This window comes from Kribbella sp. NPDC003557 (genome assembly GCF_040610805.1).
GTDB lineage: Bacteria > Actinomycetota > Actinomycetes > Propionibacteriales > Kribbellaceae > Kribbella.
Window position 1 is genome coordinate 667,504 of sequence record NZ_JBEXMY010000002.1, and the last position, 21,782, is coordinate 689,285.

Annotated in this window: 13 protein-coding genes; 6 read left to right on the top strand and 7 right to left on the bottom strand. The window is 68.6% G+C overall.

Features of this window, described 5'->3' with window-relative positions:
• Positions 1 to 4 precede the first annotated feature (4 nt).
• Complete coding sequence (locus ABZW60_RS09130) at positions 5 to 493, bottom strand: tRNA adenosine deaminase-associated protein (protein ID WP_355475214.1); 489 nt, start codon at positions 491 to 493, stop codon at positions 5 to 7.
• Positions 494 to 580: 87 nt separating this feature from the next.
• A complete protein-coding gene (locus ABZW60_RS09135; RefSeq protein ID WP_355475215.1) occupies positions 581 to 742 on the bottom strand; it encodes a hypothetical protein in 162 nt (53 codons plus the stop codon).
• 105 nt (positions 743 to 847) lie between these two features.
• On the opposite strand from ABZW60_RS09135, the gene upp reads away from it, so the two are divergent.
• Positions 848 to 1,489, top strand: a complete 642-nt coding sequence (gene upp, locus ABZW60_RS09140) for a uracil phosphoribosyltransferase (protein ID WP_355475216.1) — start codon at positions 848 to 850, stop codon at positions 1,487 to 1,489.
• Positions 1,490 to 1,726: 237 nt separating this feature from the next.
• Positions 1,727 to 2,629 carry a pyridoxal-phosphate dependent enzyme gene (locus ABZW60_RS09145; RefSeq protein WP_355475217.1) on the top strand — a complete coding sequence of 301 codons (903 nt, stop codon included), beginning with the start codon at positions 1,727 to 1,729 and terminating at the stop codon, positions 2,627 to 2,629.
• A 2-nt stretch (positions 2,630 to 2,631) separates the two neighbouring features.
• Here the strand turns inward: ABZW60_RS09145 and ABZW60_RS09150 are convergent, their stop codons facing one another.
• On the bottom strand, positions 2,632 to 3,387 hold the full coding sequence (locus tag ABZW60_RS09150) for a hypothetical protein (protein ID WP_355475218.1): 756 nt from the start codon (positions 3,385 to 3,387) through the stop codon (positions 2,632 to 2,634).
• Between the two features lie 417 nt (positions 3,388 to 3,804).
• Between ABZW60_RS09150 and ABZW60_RS09155 the strand changes: the two genes are divergently transcribed.
• The 4 genes from ABZW60_RS09155 to ABZW60_RS09170 are packed head-to-tail and all read left to right on the top strand — an operon-like array spanning position 3,805 to position 6,434.
• Complete coding sequence (locus ABZW60_RS09155) at positions 3,805 to 4,092, top strand: hypothetical protein (RefSeq protein ID WP_355475219.1); 288 nt, start codon at positions 3,805 to 3,807, stop codon at positions 4,090 to 4,092.
• Between the two features lie 13 nt (positions 4,093 to 4,105).
• Positions 4,106 to 4,378, top strand: coding sequence for a putative ATP-grasp-modified RiPP (locus tag ABZW60_RS09160; RefSeq protein ID WP_355475220.1), 273 nt, complete (start codon positions 4,106 to 4,108; stop codon positions 4,376 to 4,378).
• Entirely contained in the window at positions 4,378 to 5,325 is a 948-nt protein-coding gene (gene tgmB, locus ABZW60_RS09165) for an ATP-grasp ribosomal peptide maturase (protein ID WP_355475221.1), read from the top strand. Before ABZW60_RS09160 ends, tgmB begins: the two co-directional genes overlap by 1 nt.
• The gene (locus tag ABZW60_RS09170) at positions 5,232 to 6,434 is read left to right on the top strand and encodes a hypothetical protein (RefSeq protein WP_355475222.1); all 1,203 of its coding nucleotides are present in this window, start codon (positions 5,232 to 5,234) and stop codon (positions 6,432 to 6,434) included. Before tgmB ends, ABZW60_RS09170 begins: the two co-directional genes overlap by 94 nt.
• Here the strand turns inward: ABZW60_RS09170 and ABZW60_RS09175 are convergent, their stop codons facing one another.
• From ABZW60_RS09175 to ABZW60_RS09190, 4 genes are all read right to left on the bottom strand, one after another.
• The gene (locus ABZW60_RS09175) at positions 6,435 to 7,397 is read right to left on the bottom strand and encodes a hypothetical protein (RefSeq protein ID WP_355475223.1); all 963 of its coding nucleotides are present in this window, start codon (positions 7,395 to 7,397) and stop codon (positions 6,435 to 6,437) included. It abuts the gene before it with no gap.
• A 4-nt stretch (positions 7,398 to 7,401) separates the two neighbouring features.
• Positions 7,402 to 8,367: a hypothetical protein gene (locus ABZW60_RS09180; RefSeq protein WP_355475224.1), complete on the bottom strand. Its 966-nt coding sequence runs from the start codon at positions 8,365 to 8,367 to the stop codon at positions 7,402 to 7,404.
• Between the two features lie 79 nt (positions 8,368 to 8,446).
• Positions 8,447 to 10,954, bottom strand: coding sequence for a right-handed parallel beta-helix repeat-containing protein (locus ABZW60_RS09185; RefSeq protein WP_355475225.1), 2,508 nt, complete (start codon positions 10,952 to 10,954; stop codon positions 8,447 to 8,449).
• Positions 10,951 to 21,648 carry an actin cross-linking domain-containing toxin gene (locus ABZW60_RS09190; protein WP_355475226.1) on the bottom strand — a complete coding sequence of 3,566 codons (10,698 nt, stop codon included), beginning with the start codon at positions 21,646 to 21,648 and terminating at the stop codon, positions 10,951 to 10,953. Before ABZW60_RS09190 ends, ABZW60_RS09185 begins: the two co-directional genes overlap by 4 nt.
• Positions 21,649 to 21,782 lie beyond the last annotated feature (134 nt).

The following is a 21,782-nucleotide window of genomic DNA, read 5'->3' on the forward strand; positions in this document are numbered from 1 at the left end:
CGGACTAGCCAACGGCTTCGATCGCGTCGTCGAACTGGTTGCCGAAGCCAAGCGCCTCGGCGATCTCCTCGAGCATCTCCACCGGGTAGAGGTCGACGTCGTCGCAGAGCGCGCCGAGATCCATCGCGGTCATCCCGAGGTCGGCCACGATCGCCAGGTCGCCGGCCGGGACCTGCTCGTCGTCGTCATCGGCCAGCGGGATGTCGAGCTCGTCCACGACCTGCCGGGCCAGCGGCCACTCGGTCGCCGCCGTCACGTCGGAGATCAGGAACCGCGCACGGCCGCCGTCCACCCGGACCAGGACGAAGAAGTCCTCGTCGACCGAGACCATCCCGAGGACGCCCGCCTCGCCCGGGTACCGGCGCAGGGCGGAGACCAGCGTGGACAGGTCGAGGTCACCGCGCAGGACCAGCGGGGTGACGGTCCAGTGCCCGTCCTCCAGGTAGGCCGCAACCGCACAGTCGAGGTCGGTCATAGCCGTGGCATCGGACACCGGCTCATCGTCCCAGACTCCAGCTTGCCAGGCGATCTCGTTGTGGTATCAGATCCGCCAACACAGGTCGATCGGGGCATCTCGCGGTCAGTGATGGTACGTCGCTCTGCGCATCGCCTCGCGGAGCTGCCGGACCCGGGCCCGCCGGGGCGCGATCCGGTCCCGCAGGGCCGCCGCCTCCTCGCGCTCCCGCAGGAACGCCGCACGGCGCCGCAGGCGGTCGAGCTGCTCGGGCGTCTTCTCGGTCATCGGGTCACTCCCTGGTGGGCGAACAGGGCAGAATCCAATGCACTTTCCAGTTTGGCAGCGAGCGCGCTTTCCCGCCGCGAATCGCCGACGGTACCGTTCGGGCTTATGCAGATCCTCGTCGTGGACCACCCGCTCGTCGCCCACAAGCTCACCGCGCTGCGCGACGAGCACACGGACTCACCCACGTTCCGGCGGCTGACCGAGGAGCTCGTCACGCTGCTCGCCTACGAGGCGACCCGGGACGTGCGGACCGGCCCGGTCACGGTACGGACCCCGGTCGCGGAGGCGCAGGGCGTGAAACTCGCCGCGCCGAAGCCTCTCGTCGTCCCCATCCTGCGGGCCGGCCTCGGCATGCTCGAAGGCATGACGCGGCTGCTCCCGACCGCGGAGGTCGGCTTCCTCGGGATGGTGCGCAACGAGGAGACCCTGACCGCGTCGACGTACGCCGAACGCCTCCCGGAAGACCTCTCCGGCCGCCAGTGCTACGTCCTCGACCCGATGCTGGCCACCGGCGGCACCCTCGCCGCCGCCATCCAGTTCCTGGTCGATCGCGGCGCCGACCACATCACCGCCATCTGCCTACTGGCCGCACCCGAGGGCGTAGAACGCGTAGAACGCGAACTCACCAACCTCCACGTCCCGTGCAACCTGGTCATCGCCGGCATGGACTCCCACCTGAACGACAAGGGCTACATCGTCCCCGGCCTCGGCGACGCCGGCGACCGCCTGTACGGCGTCGCCCAGTAACTCAGGCAAGGGTTGGTTCAAGGCATGCAGGCAACGAATCAAGAAGAGATACTGAAAGAGAAAAGACAGGAAATATAGAGTCATTGGGTGTTTGGCCGCTTGGTCTGTATCCCCAGTTGGCCTGGCCTGCGGTGAGCTCACGGACCTGCCCGGCGTCGGTCGCCCGACCGCGATCCGCGCCGACAGCAAGCGAGCGCTCGCACCACCTCCAGGGGGATCCTGTGCGATCGTGGGGTAGTGGGTGACTTCGATTCGGTGCGCGTTCGGGTGCCGTCACCTGTGCTGGAGCTTCATGATGATCGTCTGGTTGCCGCTGAAGTGGGCGTTCTGCTGAAGCGGGACGACCTGATTCACCCGGAGTTTCCGGGGAACAAGTGGCGAAAGCTGAAGTACAACATTGCCGCAGCGCGGAACCTCGGCCACGAAACGCTACTGACTTTCGGTGGCGCTTACTCGAACCACATCCGCGCAACTGCTGCGGCAGGGTACTACGAAGGCTTCAACACGATCGGAGTGATTCGCGGCGAGGAACATCTGCCGTTGAATCCATCTCTTGCGTACGCCGTACGTCGCGGCATGCGACTGACTTATCTCGACCGGACCAGCTACCGCGCGAAGACATCCGGCGCCGTGGTCAACGACTTACGCCGGGAGTTCGGCGAGTTCTATCTCCTGCCGGAAGGGGGAAGCAACAGGGAGGCAGTCCTTGGATGCGCGGAGATCCCAGCTGAAGTGGCGGTGCCGTTCGACGTCTTGTTCTGCGCCGTTGGTACGGGCGGGACTCTGGCCGGGGTCGCCGCAGGTTTGGGTCCCCAGCAGTCTGCTGTCGGGGTGCCGGTGGTGAAGGGCGGGGCCTACCTGGAGCAGGAGATCGTTGACCTGCAGGCGTCGGCGTACGGTGCGCGGGTCGGGGTCTGGAGGCTCGAGTGCGACTACCACTTCGGCGGCTATGCGAAGCGGACAGCCGAACTTGATGCGTTCGTCGAGGAGTTCGAGGCGAGGCATGGCCTGCTGCTGGACTGGGTTTACGAGGCAAAGATGATGTACGCGCTCCTCGACCAGGTGCAGCGCGGGACCTACGCTCCGGGTACGACGATTGTTGCTCTGATCAGTGGATCGGCTGAGTTGCCACCCGTGTGAACTCAGTCGTTGAGCCAGTCGAGGCGCCAGTCGCCGGAGTTGACCTTGAACTGCTTGCCGAAACCGAGCCACTGACCGGTCATCGCGCGTCCGTGCGGGCTGACGACGAGTTGGATGGCTCCGTGATAGACCGCGCCCCGGTAGTAGCCCCGGGCTGAGGTTCGTTCCGTCCAGGTTCCGGTGGCGATCGCGCCCCGGAGGGACAGATCCAAGGCGAGCCGCGATTCCTGGTCACCAGGCTCGCTGGTGCCAACGATCCGGCCTCCGGTGTGGCGCAGCCGTAGGGTGTGCTCGCCGTGCAGTTCTTCGCCTCGTCCCGTCGAAAAGTAGGCGTACGAGGAGCGCCACAGGCCCGTCAGGCTCCCACCCGCCGTATGCGCGGAATCCATCTCGCGGAAGTCCGCGAGATCGACGACGAGGTCGGCCACCGAGCACTGATACAGCTGCGCCAGCCTGGAGAGGACATCCAGTGATGGTGCGTAGCCGGTCGTGGCCGGCCACTGTTCCCAGTACGAGAAGTTCTTGAAGGTCTTCGGTTCGTCCGGCCAACGCTGGTTCCACTGCTCGGCGGCCACACGCTGGCTCCAGCCATGCGCCATACGGAACGCTACGCGCGGGTTGACGCCGTACCCCTCGGCGAATGCCTCGGCGACCTCGACCCAGGTAGATCCCTGCACGCGTAGGTCTGCCGCCCACTGTCTGCGCGCCTGCCGCAGGCTTGGTCCGGTACCGGACCTGGCCACGGGATCAACACTCACCGTACCCATGATGCCACGAAACGTCCCCGTTCGACGGGGAAGAATCAGCGAAAGGATCACCGATCGTCTCGGTGGTTCGGGTGGATGGTCGGCGGCAGGGTTGTGGGTAGGTCAGGGCGATGGGTGAGCCCCGAGTGCGCAGGCGGGTGCGTTTTCTCCTGCCCCGTCGTCCTGGCCGTTCCAAGCAGCCATTCCGTACGACGGGGTACCGCGAATGACCGATCACCGACCGCAAGACGTCCTTACCGGCGTACGACGAATTCTCGACGAGCAAGGTCCACCGGAGCAGACCATCCGCGCAATCCGGAACCTCCTGGACCCGCCATGCGACCCGGCCCGGATCCAACGCACCGACCGCGGCTGGCCGATACTGCACGCGTCCGCGTGGGGACGCCACGACGATCCGGAAGTGCCGTCGTGCTGAGTGAGGAACAGATCCGCGAGTACGTCGAACGATGCCCGACCGAGAACCGCTGGGCGTTCGAGGGCTGGCTTCGCGGCGAGCGGCGGCTCGACGGAGATCCGATTGACCCCGAGCCACCCCACCTGTGGGCAGTTCGCCTGCGGCTCGGCAGCCAGCTCATCGAGGAACACTTCGCGTCGGCCCCGCTGGCCGAGGAGTACGCGGACGCGATCCGCCAACGAATCAAGGGCCTGCCTGGACGCCGGCTCGCCATCGAACCAGCACACAGATACGACGAGTAGGAGGAGTTGCACGATGACTGTTTCGCTTCGCCCGTGGGGCGTATGCCGCGCCACCGAATGCAAGCCACTGCCTGACAGCGACGCGCCGCTGTTGACCGCCGCGACCATTGACCCGGTCACCCAACTCGGCATCTACCGCGATCCGGCCGGGCAGATCGTGCAGGCCGGGCCTCCTAAGCACGGCACGCAGCGCGCGCAGTTCAAGAGTCTTCCCACAGGTGGTGGCGACGGATCCAGACCCGGCAGCCCTGATGACACCAAGGTCGTCGAGTACGTTCCCGACTGATGGGCATCGACGGGCCGATCCTGGTCCTGACCTGCGCGGACGATCCGACGTCGGACGTGGTGGTGAGCGAGCTGAACGACCGCGGCCTCCCTGTGTTCCGCTGTGATCCGGCCGATGTACTCACCGGCCATCTGGGGGTGACGGCACACGTCGGTGCCCCAGGCAGTCTTCTGCACACCGACACGAGGACTGTGGACCTCGGCTCGGTGCGATCGGTGTATTACCGGCGCCCGTCGTCGTACACCGCCCCGCCGACGATGACAGAGCACGACGGACAGTTCGCGAAGGAACAGGCGAGGCACGGTATGGCAGGCATCGTCGCGAGTGTGCGCGGCCGCTGGGTCAACCACCTCTGGCGGACGCTGGAGGCAGAGTTCAAACCCACTCAGTTGACGGTCGCACACGCAGCAGGGTTCCTGATCCCGCCGACGATCATCACCAACCGGGTCGACGACGCCCGCGCCTTCGCCAAAGAACACGGACCGATCGTCTACAAGCCATTACACAACACCGACCTCGTTGGCCCCGATGGGAACGTGGCCGCGATCTGGGTTGATGACGTACACGTTGCGGATCTCGACGACAGCCTCGGCCTGACCTTGCATCTGTTCCAACGCCGAGTCGACAAGGTCGCCGACGTACGAACAACTGTGATCGGCAACCAGATCTTCAGCGTGCGGATCGACTCGCCCTACCTCGACTGGCGTCGTGACTACGAGCAAGTCAGCTACACGGTGATCGACACTCCCGAGGACGTCGAACGGCGATGCCGGCGCTACCTCGACCGGTTCGGGCTGCTGTTCGGCGCCTTCGACTTCGGGCTCAGTCACGACAACACGTGGGTCTGGTACGAATGCAACACCGCCGGTCAGTGGCATTGGCTCGAACTCGAGACCGGGCTGCCGATGACGGCGGCACTCGCGGACCTTCTGGAGATTACTCGATGACAGACCCGACCTGGCAGCAACTGGCCCGCGAACTGGTTGCCTCGATCATTCAAAAGGGTCACCTCGACGACCCTCGCCTGCGCGCCGCGTTCGCCGAGACACCCCGGCATCTCTTCGTACCTGAATATCTGCGTTTGGACACCGACCTCGCCGGCGACACTCGCCTCGACGGAACCATCGGCCCGTCGGACCCGGAGTACCTGCAAGCCGTCTACACCGATCAGGCGTTGATGACGCAGACGAAACCCGTGCAAGGACAGCCCGACAGCTTCGTGTGGAGTTCGTCCTCGTCGATGCCGTCGGTGATGGCCGACATGATCGAGGAACTCGAGATCGAACCAGGCATGACCGTCCTCGAGAGCGGCACCGGCACCGGCTACAACGCCGCGATCCTCTGTCACCTGCTCGGGGACGAAGCGGTCACCACGATCGAGATCGATCCTGAACTACGGTGTTCCGCACTGAGGCGCCTCGCCGAACTTGGATACCACCCGCCGACCACGCCAACTCCCGACGGCTACGACCGCATTCTCGCGACGCATGCCGTCGACAACATTCCGACAGAGTGGATCAAGCTGGCTAAGCCCGGCGCACTGGTCCTGACCGATCTCCGACCACCCTCGAACAGTCAGATCGGTGCCTGGGCCAAGCTCACGATCGACGAGGACGGCCGCGGCGCGACGGGACGGCTGATGCCACCCCGCGGATTCTTCATGAGCGCGCGCAAACTCCCGCAGTACGCCGACGACGGCCAGCGCCTCCCCGAGCTCACCCTCGAAGAGCACCAGCGGAGAGCTGAACTCCTGGTCACACGAACGGCCGGGCTTTCATCGGCGATCTTCGACGACCCGTCGTTCGGTCTGTATTTCTGGCGTCGCCATCCCGACGTCTGGTTCTGGTGCCATGACGGCGAGATCACCTTGAGCGCCGCCGACGGTAGCTGGGCTCAGGTCCGCGACACCGCCGTCCATCTCATCGGCAGTCGTGACCTCTGGTCCGAGGTCGAGCAGACAGACCACGACTGGCGGGCGATCGGACGGCCCGCTGTTGCGGATTGGACCGTCCGAGTCACCCACCACGGCACTACAGAGCTTCAACTGGCTGGCTGATCAGATGAGGTCGTTGCGGTAGAAGAGGTTGGCTCGGCGGTCTCCGGTTACGCCGGAGGCGAAGCCGAAGAAGAGGCGGGCGGTGGCGTCGGTGGAGCCGTAGACGGCCATGCCTTCTGGTTCTCGGTAGGTGAGGGATTTGCCGGCGAGGGTGAGGAAGGAGTCGACCAGTTCGCCGGCGTTGATGTCGTAGCACCAGAGTTTGGAGGTCGCCTGGGTCTCGTCGGGCTCGCCAGGGTAGGCCTCGCCCTCCCAGAAGTAGGCGTACGAGCCGTAGAGGGCCCAGCCCTGGAAGTCGATGCCGGGTGTCAGGGCCGGCTGCTTGAAGGACGCGAGGATTGTTGAGAAGTCGCCGGCTCGGGCGGCCGCCAGTGAGTAGACGTTGATGTGCATCCCGTCCGACAGCGAGTGCCGGACGCCCAGCTGGTTGAAGCGTTGGTCCACGGCGGGGGTGAAGACGCTTCCGCCGGCCACCGGCTTCCACTTCGTCACCGCCGATGAGGTCAGCGTCTTCCCGTTCTGCCAGGGGAAGCGGCAGATCTGCCGGCCGCGGCCGTTCGTGGTGTCGACGTCGGTCTCGGTCCACAGATACGTCGTACTGCCGGACGCCTCCGCGCCGATCGACACCGCGTGGCCGAACCCGGTCAGGTACATGTAGCCCAGCTGGTTGCCGGAGAAGTCGAGCTGGGTCAGCGCGAGATCGCCGCTGTTCGCACCGCTCCCGCCGCGCAACTGGGCGGCGAACAGGCGGTTGTTGGGGGTGTCGAACGCGAAGGACTGCATCACGGTCGCGTCCCGCAGCGGCTGGCTGCGGAAGAACTCGTTGGTCGTCGCGCTCATCTTGAAGCGCTTGGAGGGCGGAAGGGACAGGGTCCGGGCGGTGGCCGCCGGTACGCCGAAGGTGCCGGCGGCAACTACCGCGCCGGCACCGGTCAGCAACCCGCGGCGGGACAGGTTGTCCATGCGGTTACACCATTCTGCTCCGGTAGAAGAGGTTGGCCCGACGGTCGCCGGTCACGCCGGAGGCGAAGCCGAAACAGAGTCGCGGGCAGCCGAGACGATCGATGTGCACCCCGACACCTTCGGCTTCGCGGTAGACCAGGTCGGCGCCGTCCAGGATCTGCACGGATTCGACGACCTCGCCCTTGGTGATGTCGTACGTCCAGAGCTTCGACGTCGCCGTGGCGGGGTCCGGCGTACCGGCGTACGCCTCGCCCTCCCACAGGTAGACGTACGAGCCGTACAGCGCCCAGCCCTGGAAGTCGATGCCCGCCGTCATCGCGGGCTGCTTGAACGACGCGAGCACCCGCGAGAAGTCCCCGGCGCGCGCCGCGGCCAGCGAGTACACGTTGATGTGGAACCCGTCGGCCAGCGTGTGCCGGATCCCGATCCGGCCGTGCCGCTGGTCCACCGACGGCGTGAACACCGCACCGTCCGCGACCGGCTTCCAGCTGCGCAGCCCCGGCGAGTCCTTGGTCAGCGTCGCGCCGTCCTCCCAGCGGAACCGGGCGATCTGCCGGCCGCGCGCGTTCGCGGTGTCCACGTCGGTCTCGGTCCACAGGTACGTCGTCCGCCCGACGGCCTCCGCGCCGATCGAGACCGCGTGGCCGAAGCCGCTCAGGTACATGTGCCCGACGACGTCACCGGCGAGCGTCAGCTGCGTCAGCGTCAGATCACCGCTGCTGGACGGCGAGCCCGCCCGCAGCTGCCCGGTGAACAGCCGCTGGTTCTCGTTGTCGAACGCGATCGACTGCATCACGGTGACGTCCGCGAGCGGCTTGCTGCGAAACAACTCGCCGCCCGGCCCGTCGAGCGCGAACCGCCGCGTGGGAGTCAGGGTCAACGGACTGGCGGAGGCGGGCGCACCCACGGCCCCGGCCACGACGACAGCACCGGCACCAGCGAGCAACCCACGGCGGGAGAGATTGTTCATAGCGCCCGACGGTAAGCGATCTACCGCGAACTGTCAGCACTTCGCACGAATATTTCTGTGAAGACCACACGATCTACTGTTAAGAACCGTCCGTCGGCAGATCGGCGGCCACCAGCGAGACGAGCTGCTCAGGGGTCGGCGCGACGAGTTCGGACAGCCGGTGGGCCTGGCGCTCGGTCATGGCCTGAAACACCTGGCGGGCGGAGCGGCCGTTGCCGAACCCTTCGCCACGCGGCATCCGCTCGAAGAGGTCGGCGAGGGCGACACGGGCATCCGGTGCGACCTCGTACTGATGGCCGCCGGCCTGGTGCTCGACGATCGCGACCAGTTCGGCGGCGGTGTAGTCCTCGAACATCAGCGTCCGGGTGAACCGCGACGACAGGCCCGGGTTCGAGCCGACGAACCGGGACATGTCACCGACGTACCCGGCGACGATCACGACCAGGTCGTCGCGGTGGTCCTCCATCAGTTTCACCAGCGTGGCCACGGCTTCGGCGCCGAAATCGTTGCCGATACCAACGGGAGCCAGCGAGTACGCCTCGTCGATGAACAGCACGCCGCCGAGCGCTTGGTTCACGGCCGCGGTCGTCTTCGGCCCGGTGTGACCGACGTACTCGCCGACCAGCGCCGTCCGGTCGACCTCGACCAGGTGGCCCTTGCGCAGCAGGCCGAGCGCCTTCAGCACCCGCCCGTACAGCCGGGCGACCGTCGTCTTGCCGGTGCCGGGGTTGCCCGCGAACACGAGGTGACGCGAGAGCGGCGGCGCCGGCAGACCGGCCTCCTGCCGCATCCGGACCGTCTGCATGAGCTTCACCATCGACTGGACGTCCCGCTTCACGCGATCCAGGCCGACCTGCTCGTCCAGCTCCGCGAGCACGTCCTCGAGCGTCTCGTCGTCCGGCGGCATGCTCTCGTCCAGCGTCGCGGGCGTCGTCGTCACGTCCGGAAGCGCGGCGGCGACGGCGGGGGCCGACGCGACCATCGGTACGCCGTCCACGGTGCAGTCCTCGAACGTCGGGCTCGCCCCGTCCTCCTGCCCCACCGCGTCGACGCAGTCCCGGACCCTGAGGTGCTGGAACACCGGAGCGGCCGCCTTGCCGAGATGCAGCGCCGGATACTTCGTCCCGTTCACATCGCAGTCGGCGTACTTCCCGGCCGCCTTCTCCGCCAGGTAGATCCCGTTCTTCGCCACACCCGCCACGCGCAGGGCCCGGACCGTCGGCGCCGCCCCGGACCACACCACCAGCCCGGAACCACCACAGTCCTCGATCGCACACGAGACGACCTCGGCCGCCGCGCCGGCCCCGACGACGATCCCGGCGGCCTTCGACCCGCTCACCCGGACGGCGTCCACCGTCGCCAGACCGGCGCCCGCCAGCTCGATCGCGGTCCCGGCCGTCCCACCGACCGACGACCCACGCAGCCCGCTTGCCGCGCCCGAAGCCAGGTGTACGCCGGTCCCGCCGCCGCTGATCCGGCACTCGACGGCCTCGCCGGTCGCGCCGTCCACCACCGACAGCCCGGTCAGCACGACATCGCTGATGCCGCACCGGGTCAGCTCGACCCGCGACGAGGCCGTCGCGTGGACGCCGTGCTCCGCGCCCTCGCGCACCAGACAGTCCGTCAGCCGCACCACCGCCGTACCGGTCAGGTGGACGGCGCTGTAGACCGACCGGTCGAACCGGCTGTCGACGAGTGTCGCGGTCGCGGAATCCGCGGCGAGCAAGGCGTTCGCGCCCGCGTCGACGACGACGCAGTCGGAGCCGGTCAGGTCCGACTGGTCCTGCACGACCAGACCGCTCGCCCGCGCGTTCCGTACGCGGCAGTCCGTCAACTCGGCCTTCGCCGTACCGGTCACGTGGATCCCGGGCCCGCCGGCCTGCTCGATCCGTACGTCGGTGAGCGCGGCCGTCGACGAGTCCTCGAGCAGTACGCCGGCCATGCCGGTCTGCCGGAGTACGCCGTCAGTCACCTCGAGCCGGCTCGACCCGCGCAGCCGGAACCCGTAGCCGGAGGTCGTCCGCAGCCGCAGCCGGGACACGTCGAGGAAGGCCTGGCCGGACAGCACCGCCCCGATCCCGTCGATCGTGTCGATGACGGAGTCCTCGACCTTGGCCAGGACCCGCCCGGACAGGTGCAGCGCGGCCAGCCGGCCCTTCTGCACCCGGGACCCGCGCAGCATCAGCGTGGTCACGCCGTACCCGCTCAGGTCCGAGCTCTGCCCGCCTTCGTTGCCTCGGGCATGGATCCGGCCGCCGGTGATCGTGCAGTCGTCGAGCAGCAGCCCCGCGCCGGGCGCGACGCCGACGGCCGGCGTGTTCCCGTCCTCGCCGACGGCCCGGATCACCAGCCCCCGCAGCGAGCACTCGAGTCCCTCGGCCACCACGGCCGGCTCACCCGGTACGCCGACCAGCGTCACGTCGCCGCCGGGCTCGGCCACCACGGCGACCGACCGGTCCAGGCGGAGCGGCTCGGCGTACTCGCCGGCACTCACCACGATCACGTCGCCGGGCGCGGCCGCCTTGAGCGCGTCCGAGATGCGGCGGTAGGTCCCCCGGCCGCGCGGGGCCACGTAGCGGTTGGTCACGGTGCTCCTTCGACCGGAGGAAGAGTCAGCGGAACTTGATACCACGACGGGTTGATCGACGCCCGGATCGCGGGCGCCAGGAACACGCCGCCGACGCCCTTCTCGAACAGCCGCAGCGGCATCGTCAGCACGATGTCGGCGACGCCGCCCTTCTGGAAGAACCGGCCGGCCCCGAAGTTGCCGCCGATCAGCTTCACCAGGCCGAGGCTGTTGGCGATCGCGTACCCGGACAGCACCGCGATCCCGCCCTCGCCGACGGCCTCCCAGCCGGACAGCTTGACGGTCTTGCCGTCGGCGTTGGGGACGCCGAAGATCGCCGCGTTCATGGTCCCGTTCACGAAGCCGGTGAGCGGCAGCAGCATCATGTTCAGGCTGTAGTCGAAGATGCCGCCGCGCCACCGCACCGGGCTGGTGTTGCCGGCCCACTCGACGCCCCAGGTGGCGTCGTTGTTGTTCGGCCGCTTGGTGATCAGCTTGCCGCCGTCCAGGTTCCCCATGCTCTGCTTGAGGGTGCGCAGCGATCCGCCGAGCTTGGACTCGGTCAGCGCCGCACCGGCGACCGTCTTCAGCGTCGCGCCGACAGCGCCGTTCATCAGTGCCTTCAGCGCGTCGTCGCCGGTGAACGGCTTGTTCTGCGCCTCCGCCACGATGCCCAGGATCATCAAGCTGGCCGCGTAGTCCAGGAGGAACTCGGTCCCGACCTGGAGCAGCACCTTCTGCGTGAGCAACCGCGAGAACGGCGCGTAGTTCGCCTCGCGGAACGCGTTGCCGCCGGGGGTCAGCGTCTTGTCGGCGAGCGTCCAGTCGGACTGCATCAGCCAGGGCTGCCGCTGCGCGTCGCCGATCCGCGAGTTCCAGCCGCGGTACTCCGTCAGCGCGCCGCGGAAATCGAACTCGTTGCCGGTCAGCGTGAGACGCCCGTCCCGCAGTTCGAACACCAGCCCGTTGTCGGAGCGCTCCCCGATCACGCCGCCCTGCTGGTCGTACAGCTTCCACTGTCCGTGGATCTTGTCGGTCTCCAGGAAGTTGTTGCCCGAGGCCACCCGCTCGCGGACGACCTTGTCGAAGTCGAACTCCTTCCACTGCCGCAGATCGGTCCGGCCGTTGTCGAGCTGGTACTCGCGGACGCGGATCGGCCGCCCGTCCCCGACGTGGGTCGGCGTCTCGCGGAGCACTTGCGCCGGCACCTGCCCGTTCGGCGGCAGGCTGTCGCGGAAATGCTGCCCGCCGGCCGTCCAGTTCTGCTGCCAGGTCCCGTCGGCGGCCAGCCACTGCCGGTCGAGCCGGGTGCTGCCGGCGACCTCGACGCCGGTCTTGTCGAACTCGCCGACCTTCCACCCGTTGCCGTCCTGCCACGACTCGACGTACCGCCCCTCGTCGAGCAGGTGCCGGTCGCGGATCAGGTTGCCGGCGGCATCGAAGTCGCGGAACGAGTCGTCCCAGCTGATCCGCTCGTCGCCGGAGCCCTTGAAGTGGAAGCGGTCGCCTTCCCGGCCCGCGAGCTGTACGCCGTGGTGGTCGAGCTCCTGCCAGCGCCAGCGCGACGAATCGGCCGCGCCGGTCGCGACCACGTACCGATGGTTGCCGCCGACCGGCGTCGGGGTCTGGTGCGAGCTGCCGACCAGGTTGCCGTGCGCGTCGCGCTGCACCCAGATGTTGCGATCGGCGGGCCGCGGGTACTCGCGGACGGCGCCGCCCGGGTGGCTCTCGCGGACCACCGTCCAGCCCTGCAGCCCGGCCACCTCCGCGACGTCCTGCCAGCCGTTGTTGTTGTCGAACACCCGCCAGCCGTTCACGTCACCCGCCGTCCACGGCGTGGTCGAGTTCGGGTGCGCGGTGCCGGGCGTGGTCGCGTGATCGCCGACCTTCAGCTCGGTGCCGTCGTGCAGCGTGCCCTTCGAGCGGACGAACTCGCCGTTGAGGTTCACGTCCACGACCGACTCGTCGGCGCCGACGTACCGGACGCCGCGCCCGCCGGCGATACCCTCGCCGGAGGTGTCCCAGCGGAAGATCTGGAACCGGTTGTCGCCGGAGATGTGCGCGACGCTGCCGACCGTGGGCGGGTTGTCGAGGAAGTTCTGCCGTACCCAGGCCGGCGGCCGCTGGTCGCCCTGCCGGACCGTCTTGAGCAGGGCGCCGTTGTCGAGCAGCTCGCCCTTGCCGACCGACTTGAGCTGTGGCGAGCGGACCTCGAACTCGCCGGACCGGGTCGGATGGGCGGCGCCGGCCTCGAGCTTGAACTCCTGGTACTGCCGGGCGGTGTCCGGCCCGTGCCAGGTGCCCCATTTCTGTTGCGCGACCCGGGTCACCTCGTTGCCGTCCTCCATCACCCGGACCATGTCGGTCCAGCCTTCCCCGATCCTTTCCAGCGTCCGGTTCCCGTCGGCGATGTGCACGCCCTGCGCGTCGTAGCGGTGCCAGGTCCAGGCCCGGCCGTCCTTGATCGCGAGGACGTGACCGGTGATCTCCTTGTCGGCCTTGCCCAACGGCGTCGGCTGCTCCGCGATCGGGTTGGCGTACTTCTGCAGGCCCTGCTGGTAGTCGCGGACGGAGTTGCCGTGGTGGTCGTAGTCCCGCCAGGCCGACCCACCGGTGTCGAAGTGCCGCTTGCCCCAGTTGGTCAGGGCGCCGTTCGCGTCGTACGTGGCCCACGTCGTCCGGCGGTCGAACGCGCCGTACCCGAGGGTGTCGGTCCTGCGGAAGCTGTCCAGGATCGTGTTGTCCGGCAGCCAGCGCCGTTCGAAGACCTCGACCTCCTTGGCGGTCGAGCTCTGCAACCGGATCCGGCCGTTGTCGAGGCCGACGATGTCGACCTTGCCGTGCTGGAAGCTGCCGGTGCCGTTCTGGTGGGCCTGGTCGACGCGGCGCCAGGTGTTGTCGGTGCGGTTGACGACGTACGTGAACTCGGTCGGGCGGCCGTTGCGGACCACCGGGAAGCCCTGCTCGGTGAGATGGCCGTCGCGGGAGAACACGTGGAACTCGCCGTTCCGCGGGCTGCCGGGGACGTCGATCTCGAGCCGTACGCCGCCGTGCTGGTCGATCGTGACCCGGTGCGGAGTCGGTACGGCGACACCGTTGCGGTCGGTCAGCGTGACGACGCCGTTCTGGTCGCGGGTGACCCGGGTGGTGCCGGCGCCGAGACCGTGGCCGTCCAGGTCGGTGACCTCGCGCAGTACGACGCCCTGCTGGTCGAACACGTCGTGTCCGCCGGCGCGGGTGACCGTGATCTCGCCTGTCGCCGCGTCGAACGTGACCGTCCGGCCCGGCAGTGGCTGGTAATTGCCGTCGAGTCGGCGCCCGGTCGTCCCGGCGATCTCCAGGAATCCGTTTTCTCCCGGCAGGTTGACGGTGTGACCGTGCGCCAGGAAAGTGCCGTTTCCGTCGTACACGTAGTAGTTGCCGCCGTCAACGACCCGGTAGCCGCCGCCCTGGACGTGCTCGACGGTGCGGCCGGCGCCTCCCGGGTCGTGCAGCGTGAGGTGGTTGTCGACGTCGTGGATCACGAGCTGCTGCGGGTTCGGTCCGCCGCCGAGCGGGATGCGTCGGTCGACGTAGATCCCGGCGTCGTCGAAGGTGCGCGCGATCCCGTTCGCCTCGGTGACCCGGAAGCCGCCCTCGAAGGTGGTGACGGTGCCCGGCAGCTGCGCGCCGGTGTTGTCGAGCAGCACCGGCTCGCGGCCGAGCTGGTGGTAGAGGAAGACCTGGCCCGGGTGCGCCGGGTCCGCGACCCGGATCCCGGAGCCGCGGTACAGGCCGTCCTGGCCGTGCCAGCGGACGTCGCCGAGCGCGTTGTCCGCGACCCGGAACTGTCCGTTCGGCAGGTGCTCGACGGTCGCGTGCGGGAGCGGGGTGCCGTTCAGGTCCACCGCGCGCAGTCCGCCCGCGCCGTCGGGTTCGGTGAAGAACGAGCCGCGCAGGTGGAACGGGTCGTTGAGCGCCGTTCCGTTGGCGAGATGCGCGCCGTCGGCGCCGTACCGCTGCATCTGGCCGTGTGGGCCGACGATCCGGACGCCGCCGCCCTGGACGTTGAACACCCGGACGTTCGGGATCGTGGTGCCCTGCGCGTCGACGAGGTGGGTGCCCTCGGTGAAGCGGGTGACGCGCGGGTCCCGCAGTACGAGGCCTTCACCCAGCTTGGCTCCGTCCGCGCCGAAGCGTTGTGTCTGGCCGTCCGGACCGATGACGCGGAACCCGTTGGCGCCGAAGTCCTGGACCTCGAAGAAGCGGGCGTCGGGGCCGGTGATGTGCGGCCGGGCTCCGGTCGGTCGTACGACAGTGTGGTTGTCGAAGGCGCCGGTCAGCTGGTGCTGACGGAGCGGTGGCGGCGGGGTGTGGACCGTGTGGACCATGTTGACGACGACCGGCTCCTGGACCAGCCCCTGCCAGGCGACCGGGCGGTGGGTCATCAGCCACTCGGCCTTCTGCGCGGCGCTGGCGATACCGATCAGCTTCTCGGGCGGGCGGCCGGCCAGGTTCGGCTTCAGCTCGCCGAACCAGCTGGAGAAGTCGGCGCGGTTGGCCGGGTCGCTGAGGACGGTGTCGAGCTGCCGGACCACGTCGGCGCGGCGCGGGCCGAGACCGGCCAGGGTGTCGGTCACGTTGACGACCGGTGCGGCCTGCTTCGGGACCAGGTGCTTCAGGCCGTCCGGAACGGTCCGGAACTCGAACAGCAGGGCCTTCTCGCCGGCGATCGTCGCGTTGTTGATGCCGTGGCCCGCGACCTCGCCGCCGCCGAGCAGGTACTGGCGGACTTCCTTCCAGATCGCGGCGTCGCCGACCGGCGGGGTTTCACGGAGCAGCTTCAGGGTTGCGGCGCGGTCGGGGCCGGTGAGGGACTCGAGCACGATGTTCGGGCGGGTCCGGGGCAGGACGGCCCAGTCGTTCTTCACCGCCGGGTCGGTGAGACCGCGGTACGGCGCCTTGCCGGGGTAGTCGCCGATCGGGATGCCGTGCTTGTCGACCTGCTTCGCGGTGAAGCTCATGATCGACTTGAGGTAGGTGTAGGCGTTCTCGACCTGCTGGGGGTTGTCGAGCTGGTGCGAGACGGCGCGGAGGGCGTCGTCGGCGGCGAACTCGGGTTGGTACCAGGGGTTGTCGAGGAGGCGGAGGTCGTTGCTCGCGGCGCCGCTGAAGTCCGTTGCCTTCACGCCGACTGTCAGTTGCTGGCCGCCCGGGGGCATGGTGACCGAGCCGGGTTCGTCCAGGTGCATGCCGTTGCCGCTGGCAAGTACATGGCGGTCGTTGGTGATCTGCAGGGCGAAACGGCCGTCCGGGGAGATGACGGGCTCCATCGGGCGGTGGTTGGCGAGGCTGATCCGGCCCTTGAACACGTCGAGCAGGAACTGGGTCGCTTCGTCGCGGACGGCGATCCCGGCGTTGTCGCCGACCTTGGCCGGATAGCTGACCAGCTCCACGGTGTGCGTCCGCCAGTTGCCGCCTGATGCTTGCGGGAGGTTGTCCGGGTTGCGGTAGACGCCGTTGCTCATGTCCTTGGTGACCATGATCAGCGGGTCGTCCGAGCCGACCTCCTTGACGAAGGCGAACGTACGGTTGGTCCCTTCCGGCATCGCGACCACGAACCCGCCGAGCTCACTCTCACTCCCGTACGAGGCCCCGTCGAACTCCTTCCGGAAGCCCGGCGCAGCAGTCTGCTGCGTCCGCTCCGGAGCAGGCCCGGTACGCCCTCCGCCGACGTGCCCGGTCCCAACGGGAGGAGGCGGAGCCGGCGGAGCCGCGTGCCCCACGCCCGGAGGCGGTGGGGGCGGGGGCGGCGGCGCCCCATGACCGGTCGTCCCAGGTGCGGGGGCGGCGTGCCCGGTCCCGGCAGGCGCCGGGGCGGTGCGGCCGTCCATGCCGCCGGGGAGGCGGGGGCGGTTTTTGAGGGACTGGGTGGTGAGGGTGTCCAGTTGGGCTTGGATGTCGGCTACCTGGAGGCCGTACTTGGACTCGAAGGTGGTTGTTGCGGCCTGCAGGTCGGCTTGGGCGGTGCGGAGGTTCAGGTGGGCCTGGTCTCCTACGGTGTGGCCGGTGGAGGGGCCGTCGGCGCGGTGGCCGTGGAGGGCGACGTCGTCCAGGGCGGCGTCTACCTTTGCCTGGGCCTTCTGGATGGCGCCGAAGTCGGCCATCTTCGCGTTGACGACGGCGTCTGTTTCGTCGCCGACGCGGAAAACAGCGGTCTTCGCAGCCAAGTCGCTTTCCCAGGCTAGGCGTAGCGCCTCCGCGCCGGACGCCTTCGGCCAGTGGGCCGGGCGGGCCAGGTTCGCGAACGTCTCCTCGTTGTTGTGCAGCACATGCCCGCGCAGATCCGTCGCCAGCGTCGCGAACTGCTGCCGGCTCCAGCTCCGATCGAACTTGTTCACTCCATCCACCGCGACGGTCACACGCACCGAGTCGGCCTGCTCGTTGCGCAGTACCGTGATCGTCACCTCACCGCTGAAGCGCGGCTTGGTCACGTGCACCGTGTGCATCAGCCCGTCCGCACTGGTCACCGACCGGCTCGCCACATCCTCCAGCCCGGCGAACTTGCGCAGATTGTCCAGCTCGAACGATTTCACGAAGTCCGTGAACGCGACGTCCGACGACATCCCCGGCCACTGCGCCCGGATCACCTCGTCGAACCGCTCGGCCGGGATCTGCTCGGCCCGCACCGGGACGATCCGCAGGTCCCCGACCATCCGATCGGGCCCGGTCCGTACCAGCGTCGTCGGCGACAGCGTGATCTCCGCCTGGCTCTGGTTCCACGCCTTCGCCTGACCGCTGAAGTCGTAGCGGTCCGGGTACGCCATCACCAGCTTCCCGTGCGCGGGCGGTACGTCGATCTCGAACACGACCCGGTTCGACTGCACCCCGTTCTTGGCCCAGACGTGCTGGAACTCCAGCGAGTTCGACGTCGAGATCGGCAACCGCTCGACGAACGAGTCCGCCTTGGCGCTGAGCGGATCCATCGACACGCCGCGGTACACGGTGATGTTGTCCGTCGGCCCCTTGAAGAGCAGGTCCTTGGTGACGCTGTCGAACCGGCGGACGTTCGCGATCAGCTGGTCGCCCTCGAGCGCGCTCGGCTTCACGAACCCCTCGAAACCGCGCTTGGACGTGAACGACCCGCCCACTACGTCCCGCATCACCGCCTCGACCGCCTTGTCCGACGAGGCCGCCGTCAGATGCGTCCGCGCGAGATCGACCTGGGCACTCCACCGAACGGCGTCCGTCCCGGTCAGATGCGACGGTGTCACCGGGGCCGGCAGGTGCCCGGTCGCGGTGACGTCCGTCGTACGGAAGGTGCCGTCGAGGTCGTACCGCATCGGCCCCTGCGGCGACCCGACCACGAGCGAGTCGTCGACGAGCTTCGCCGGCCACTGCTTGCCGGCGCCGTCGACCACGAGACCGTGGTCCAGGCTGCCGAGCTTGCCTTCGAGCGCGACCGAATGCCCGCCGAACAGCCCACCCTTCAACGGGAACGACTCACCGACCAGGTTCGCGCTGCCACCGAAACCGAGCCGGTACGACCACGTGTGACCGTCCGCCCCGCTGATGGTCAGCGACCGCCCGGTGACGACCGGAGTGAACGCCTCCGCGCCCGGCCCGTCCATGACGACCTTCGACCCGCTGACCTGGAAGTGCACACCGGCGTTGCCCGGCAGGTCGTACGTCCGGCCTCCGCCGCCGAGCAGCCGCGGACGCTCCTTCAACGAGTCCAGGACGACGGTGTCGAGCTGCTGCTGGAGCCCGTCGGCGCTGACCCCGTGCTTGCCCTCGAAGGCGTTCGTCGCCGCGGCCAGATCGTTCTGCGCGGCGTGCAGGTCGAGGTGCACCTGCTCACCGACCGACGGCGCGGTCGACGGACCGTCGGCGCGCTCGCCGTGGATCGCCACGTTCTCGTGCGCGACGTCGACGTTCTGCTGCGCCCGCTGGACGCTGGTGAAGTCGTCCATCCGCGCGTTGACCGCGGCGTCGGTGTCGCCGGGCTTGCGGAAAACGCCGGCCTTCGCGGCGGCATCGCTGTTCCAGGACGATGTGGCGTTCTGCCCTTCCAGCTTGCCGTTCGCGCTGTAGTGCCAGCTCGCGCCGTCCTTGCCGAGGATCTGCACGCCGCCGGTGTCCAGCTGACGCACGTTGAGATGCTCGGGTACGACGTGGCCGTCCAGGCTGGTGACCCGGAACTGGCCGTCGGGCTGCTTGATCAGCACACGGTCGTCGATCCGCGGCAGCCCGTCGGCCCTGGTCAGCCGGACGCCCTGGTCGACGACGATCCCGCTGCTGTCGAAGCGGGTCGTCGTACCGGTCGACGTGTCGGTGAACCGCACGTGGCCGCCGCTCAGCGGATCCAGCCGCCCGTTCGGCCCGCCGCCGTGCAGGTTGAACTGCGTCACGCCGCCCTCGAACCGCTCCACCTTCACCACGACCCCCGGATGATCCGGCAGCCCGGTCAACGGGATCTCGGTCTTCCCCGGCGTGAACGAATGACCACCGGACCCGGCGCCGGGCACGCCCGGCGAGTTCGGCACGCCCGGCGTCCCGCCCGTCTGCAGCGCAGGCTGGACCGGTACGTCGGACTTCGGTACGCCGACTGGCTGCACGTGGGCGGCCGGCGGCGCGGCGACGTTCTGCGCACCGCCCACCGTCGGCGTGTCGACATGAAGGTTGCCCGGGGCACCGACCTTCAGGTTGGCCGGGCCGCCGGTCAACAGATCGAGCGCGGCATTCACGCGGTCGACAGTCGGGGTGCTCACGGCGTGCGTGCCGCCGTGCGCGGACGACGTCGGCAGGTTGACGATCTCGTCGATCGACAGCCGGATGTGGTTCGCCTGGAAGCCGTGCGACGTCCCTTCGCCGATCGTGGTCGCGAAGTGCGAGGAGATCGTCGGCGGGTTGTTCCGCAGCCCGGAGCCGACCAGGTCGCTGATGCTGGTCGTGCCCGGCGTCGAGATGTGCAACGAGCCGACGTTCGCGTTCACCGGCTGCGCGATCTGGGTGCCGTTGATGTGCGGCGTGACCGTCGTACCGTTGACCGGCGCCGGGATCGCGTGGTTGACGCCGTTGAGGACCGGCGTACCGATCTGGCCCTGGTTCGGCAGGCCCTGGACCAGCCCGTTGATCCCGTTGGTGCCGCTGGTCGCGGGCGTGCCGATGTGCGGCGACGGGATGTTCGTGATCACGTTGACGGCGCTCGGCGTACCGGCGGTGGCGGGGATGTGGACGCCGCCGGTGGTGACCGTGGTCGGCGTGTGCACGCTGACCCCGATCTTGGTACCGCCGATGTTCTGCATCGGGGCGAGGTGCAGCTCGTCGATCGCGTGGAACACCTGGCCGCCCTTGAAGCCGCCCTCGGTGGCCAGCCCGATGCTGTTGATGTGCACCGACGGGATCCGGATCTCCGGCTTGATCAGCTGCTGCAGGAAGCTGGTCTTCCCAGCCCCGGCGCCGGCGCCGGTCTCGATCGGGATGGCGCCGATCCCGCGACCGATCGCGCCGACGGTCGGCAGGCCGAAGACGTTCTGCGCGAACACTCCGCGGCCGACCACGCCGACCTTCAGCGCCTGGGTGAAGGCCTGGAAGTTGGACAGCCCGAGCGCCTTGAAGGCGCGGATCTCGTCGGCGGCGACCGGGAGGATCATCCGGGTCCACTGCAGACCGCCGAAGTGCGCGCTGACGAACTGCCCGAACTTCGAGGTGGTGAGACCCTTCCAGGCGGTCTGGAAGCCGGTCAGGATCGACCCCGGCCGGAACGTGGTGATCCCGGACTTGAACGAGTTGAACGCACCGAGCGCGATCTTGTCGAAGCGGCCGACGAACTGCCCGGTGGTGATCGCGAAGTTCCGGATGTTCGAGACCACGAACAGCCCGGTCTCCTTGATCGCCAGGTTGGCCAGCATCGGCATCCCCTTCAGCCCGACCAGCAGGCTGTTGAACAGGAAGTCCTTGCTGAACACGGTCCGGAAGGTGTTCGCGATGCCCTTGACGCCGGCGCCGATCCCCTTCGCGATGCCCTTCAGGATGCTGAAGATCGGCAGCGCCTTGGTGGTCGGCGCGATCAGGCCGAGGCCGGCCAGGAACAGGTCCAGGAACGTCGCGTCGCCGTTCGCGACGTCCACGATCGTCTTGATGAACAACGCCAGGTTGACGCCGAGCGCGAGCAGCGCGATCGGGCCGCCGAAGATCAGCGCGGGGATGATCAGGATGATCGCCAGCCACTTGAACGCTTCCCAGAACGCCTCGCACTCCGAGATCGGCAACTGGATGTCCGACACGCCGTTGATCCGGCCGGCGTACGTCGACGCCTGGTCGGACTGGTCCCGGCCGGCCTGCTCGGCGATGCCCTTCTGGGTCTCGCGGTCCGGGTCGTCCTCGGCCAGGCCGCGGCCGGCGTTCAGCGCCGCGTCCGCCTTGCGCTGCTGCTCCTCGACCACACCGCGCCAGTCGCGCAGCGCCTGCGCCGAGGTCTCGAACGCGTTCGCCACGTCCTCGACGTGCCCGCGCAACCGGCCGTCCACCTTGCCGCGCAGCGCGTCCGCGGTGGCGCCGACGAACACGCTGTCGTTGTTGGTGTTCATCACCGACTCGATGGCGTTGAAGATCTCCCGCGCCTTGCCGCCGAGCTTCTGCAGCACCTCGGCCAGCTGACCGATCTGCTCGGGATCGCCCGGGGTCGGGTCCCCGCCCAGCCCGATGGCGTCCCAGTCGCTCGGCCGTGGCATGCGTTCCCTCCCTGTCCGATCCGGTGCCTCTACCCAGACCACGCCGTACCCACCGCCCGGGTTCAGATCGAAATGAACCCGGGCCGTCGCTGCGGCGTGGTCAGTACGGAACCACCCGACGCCGAGGAGGGGTT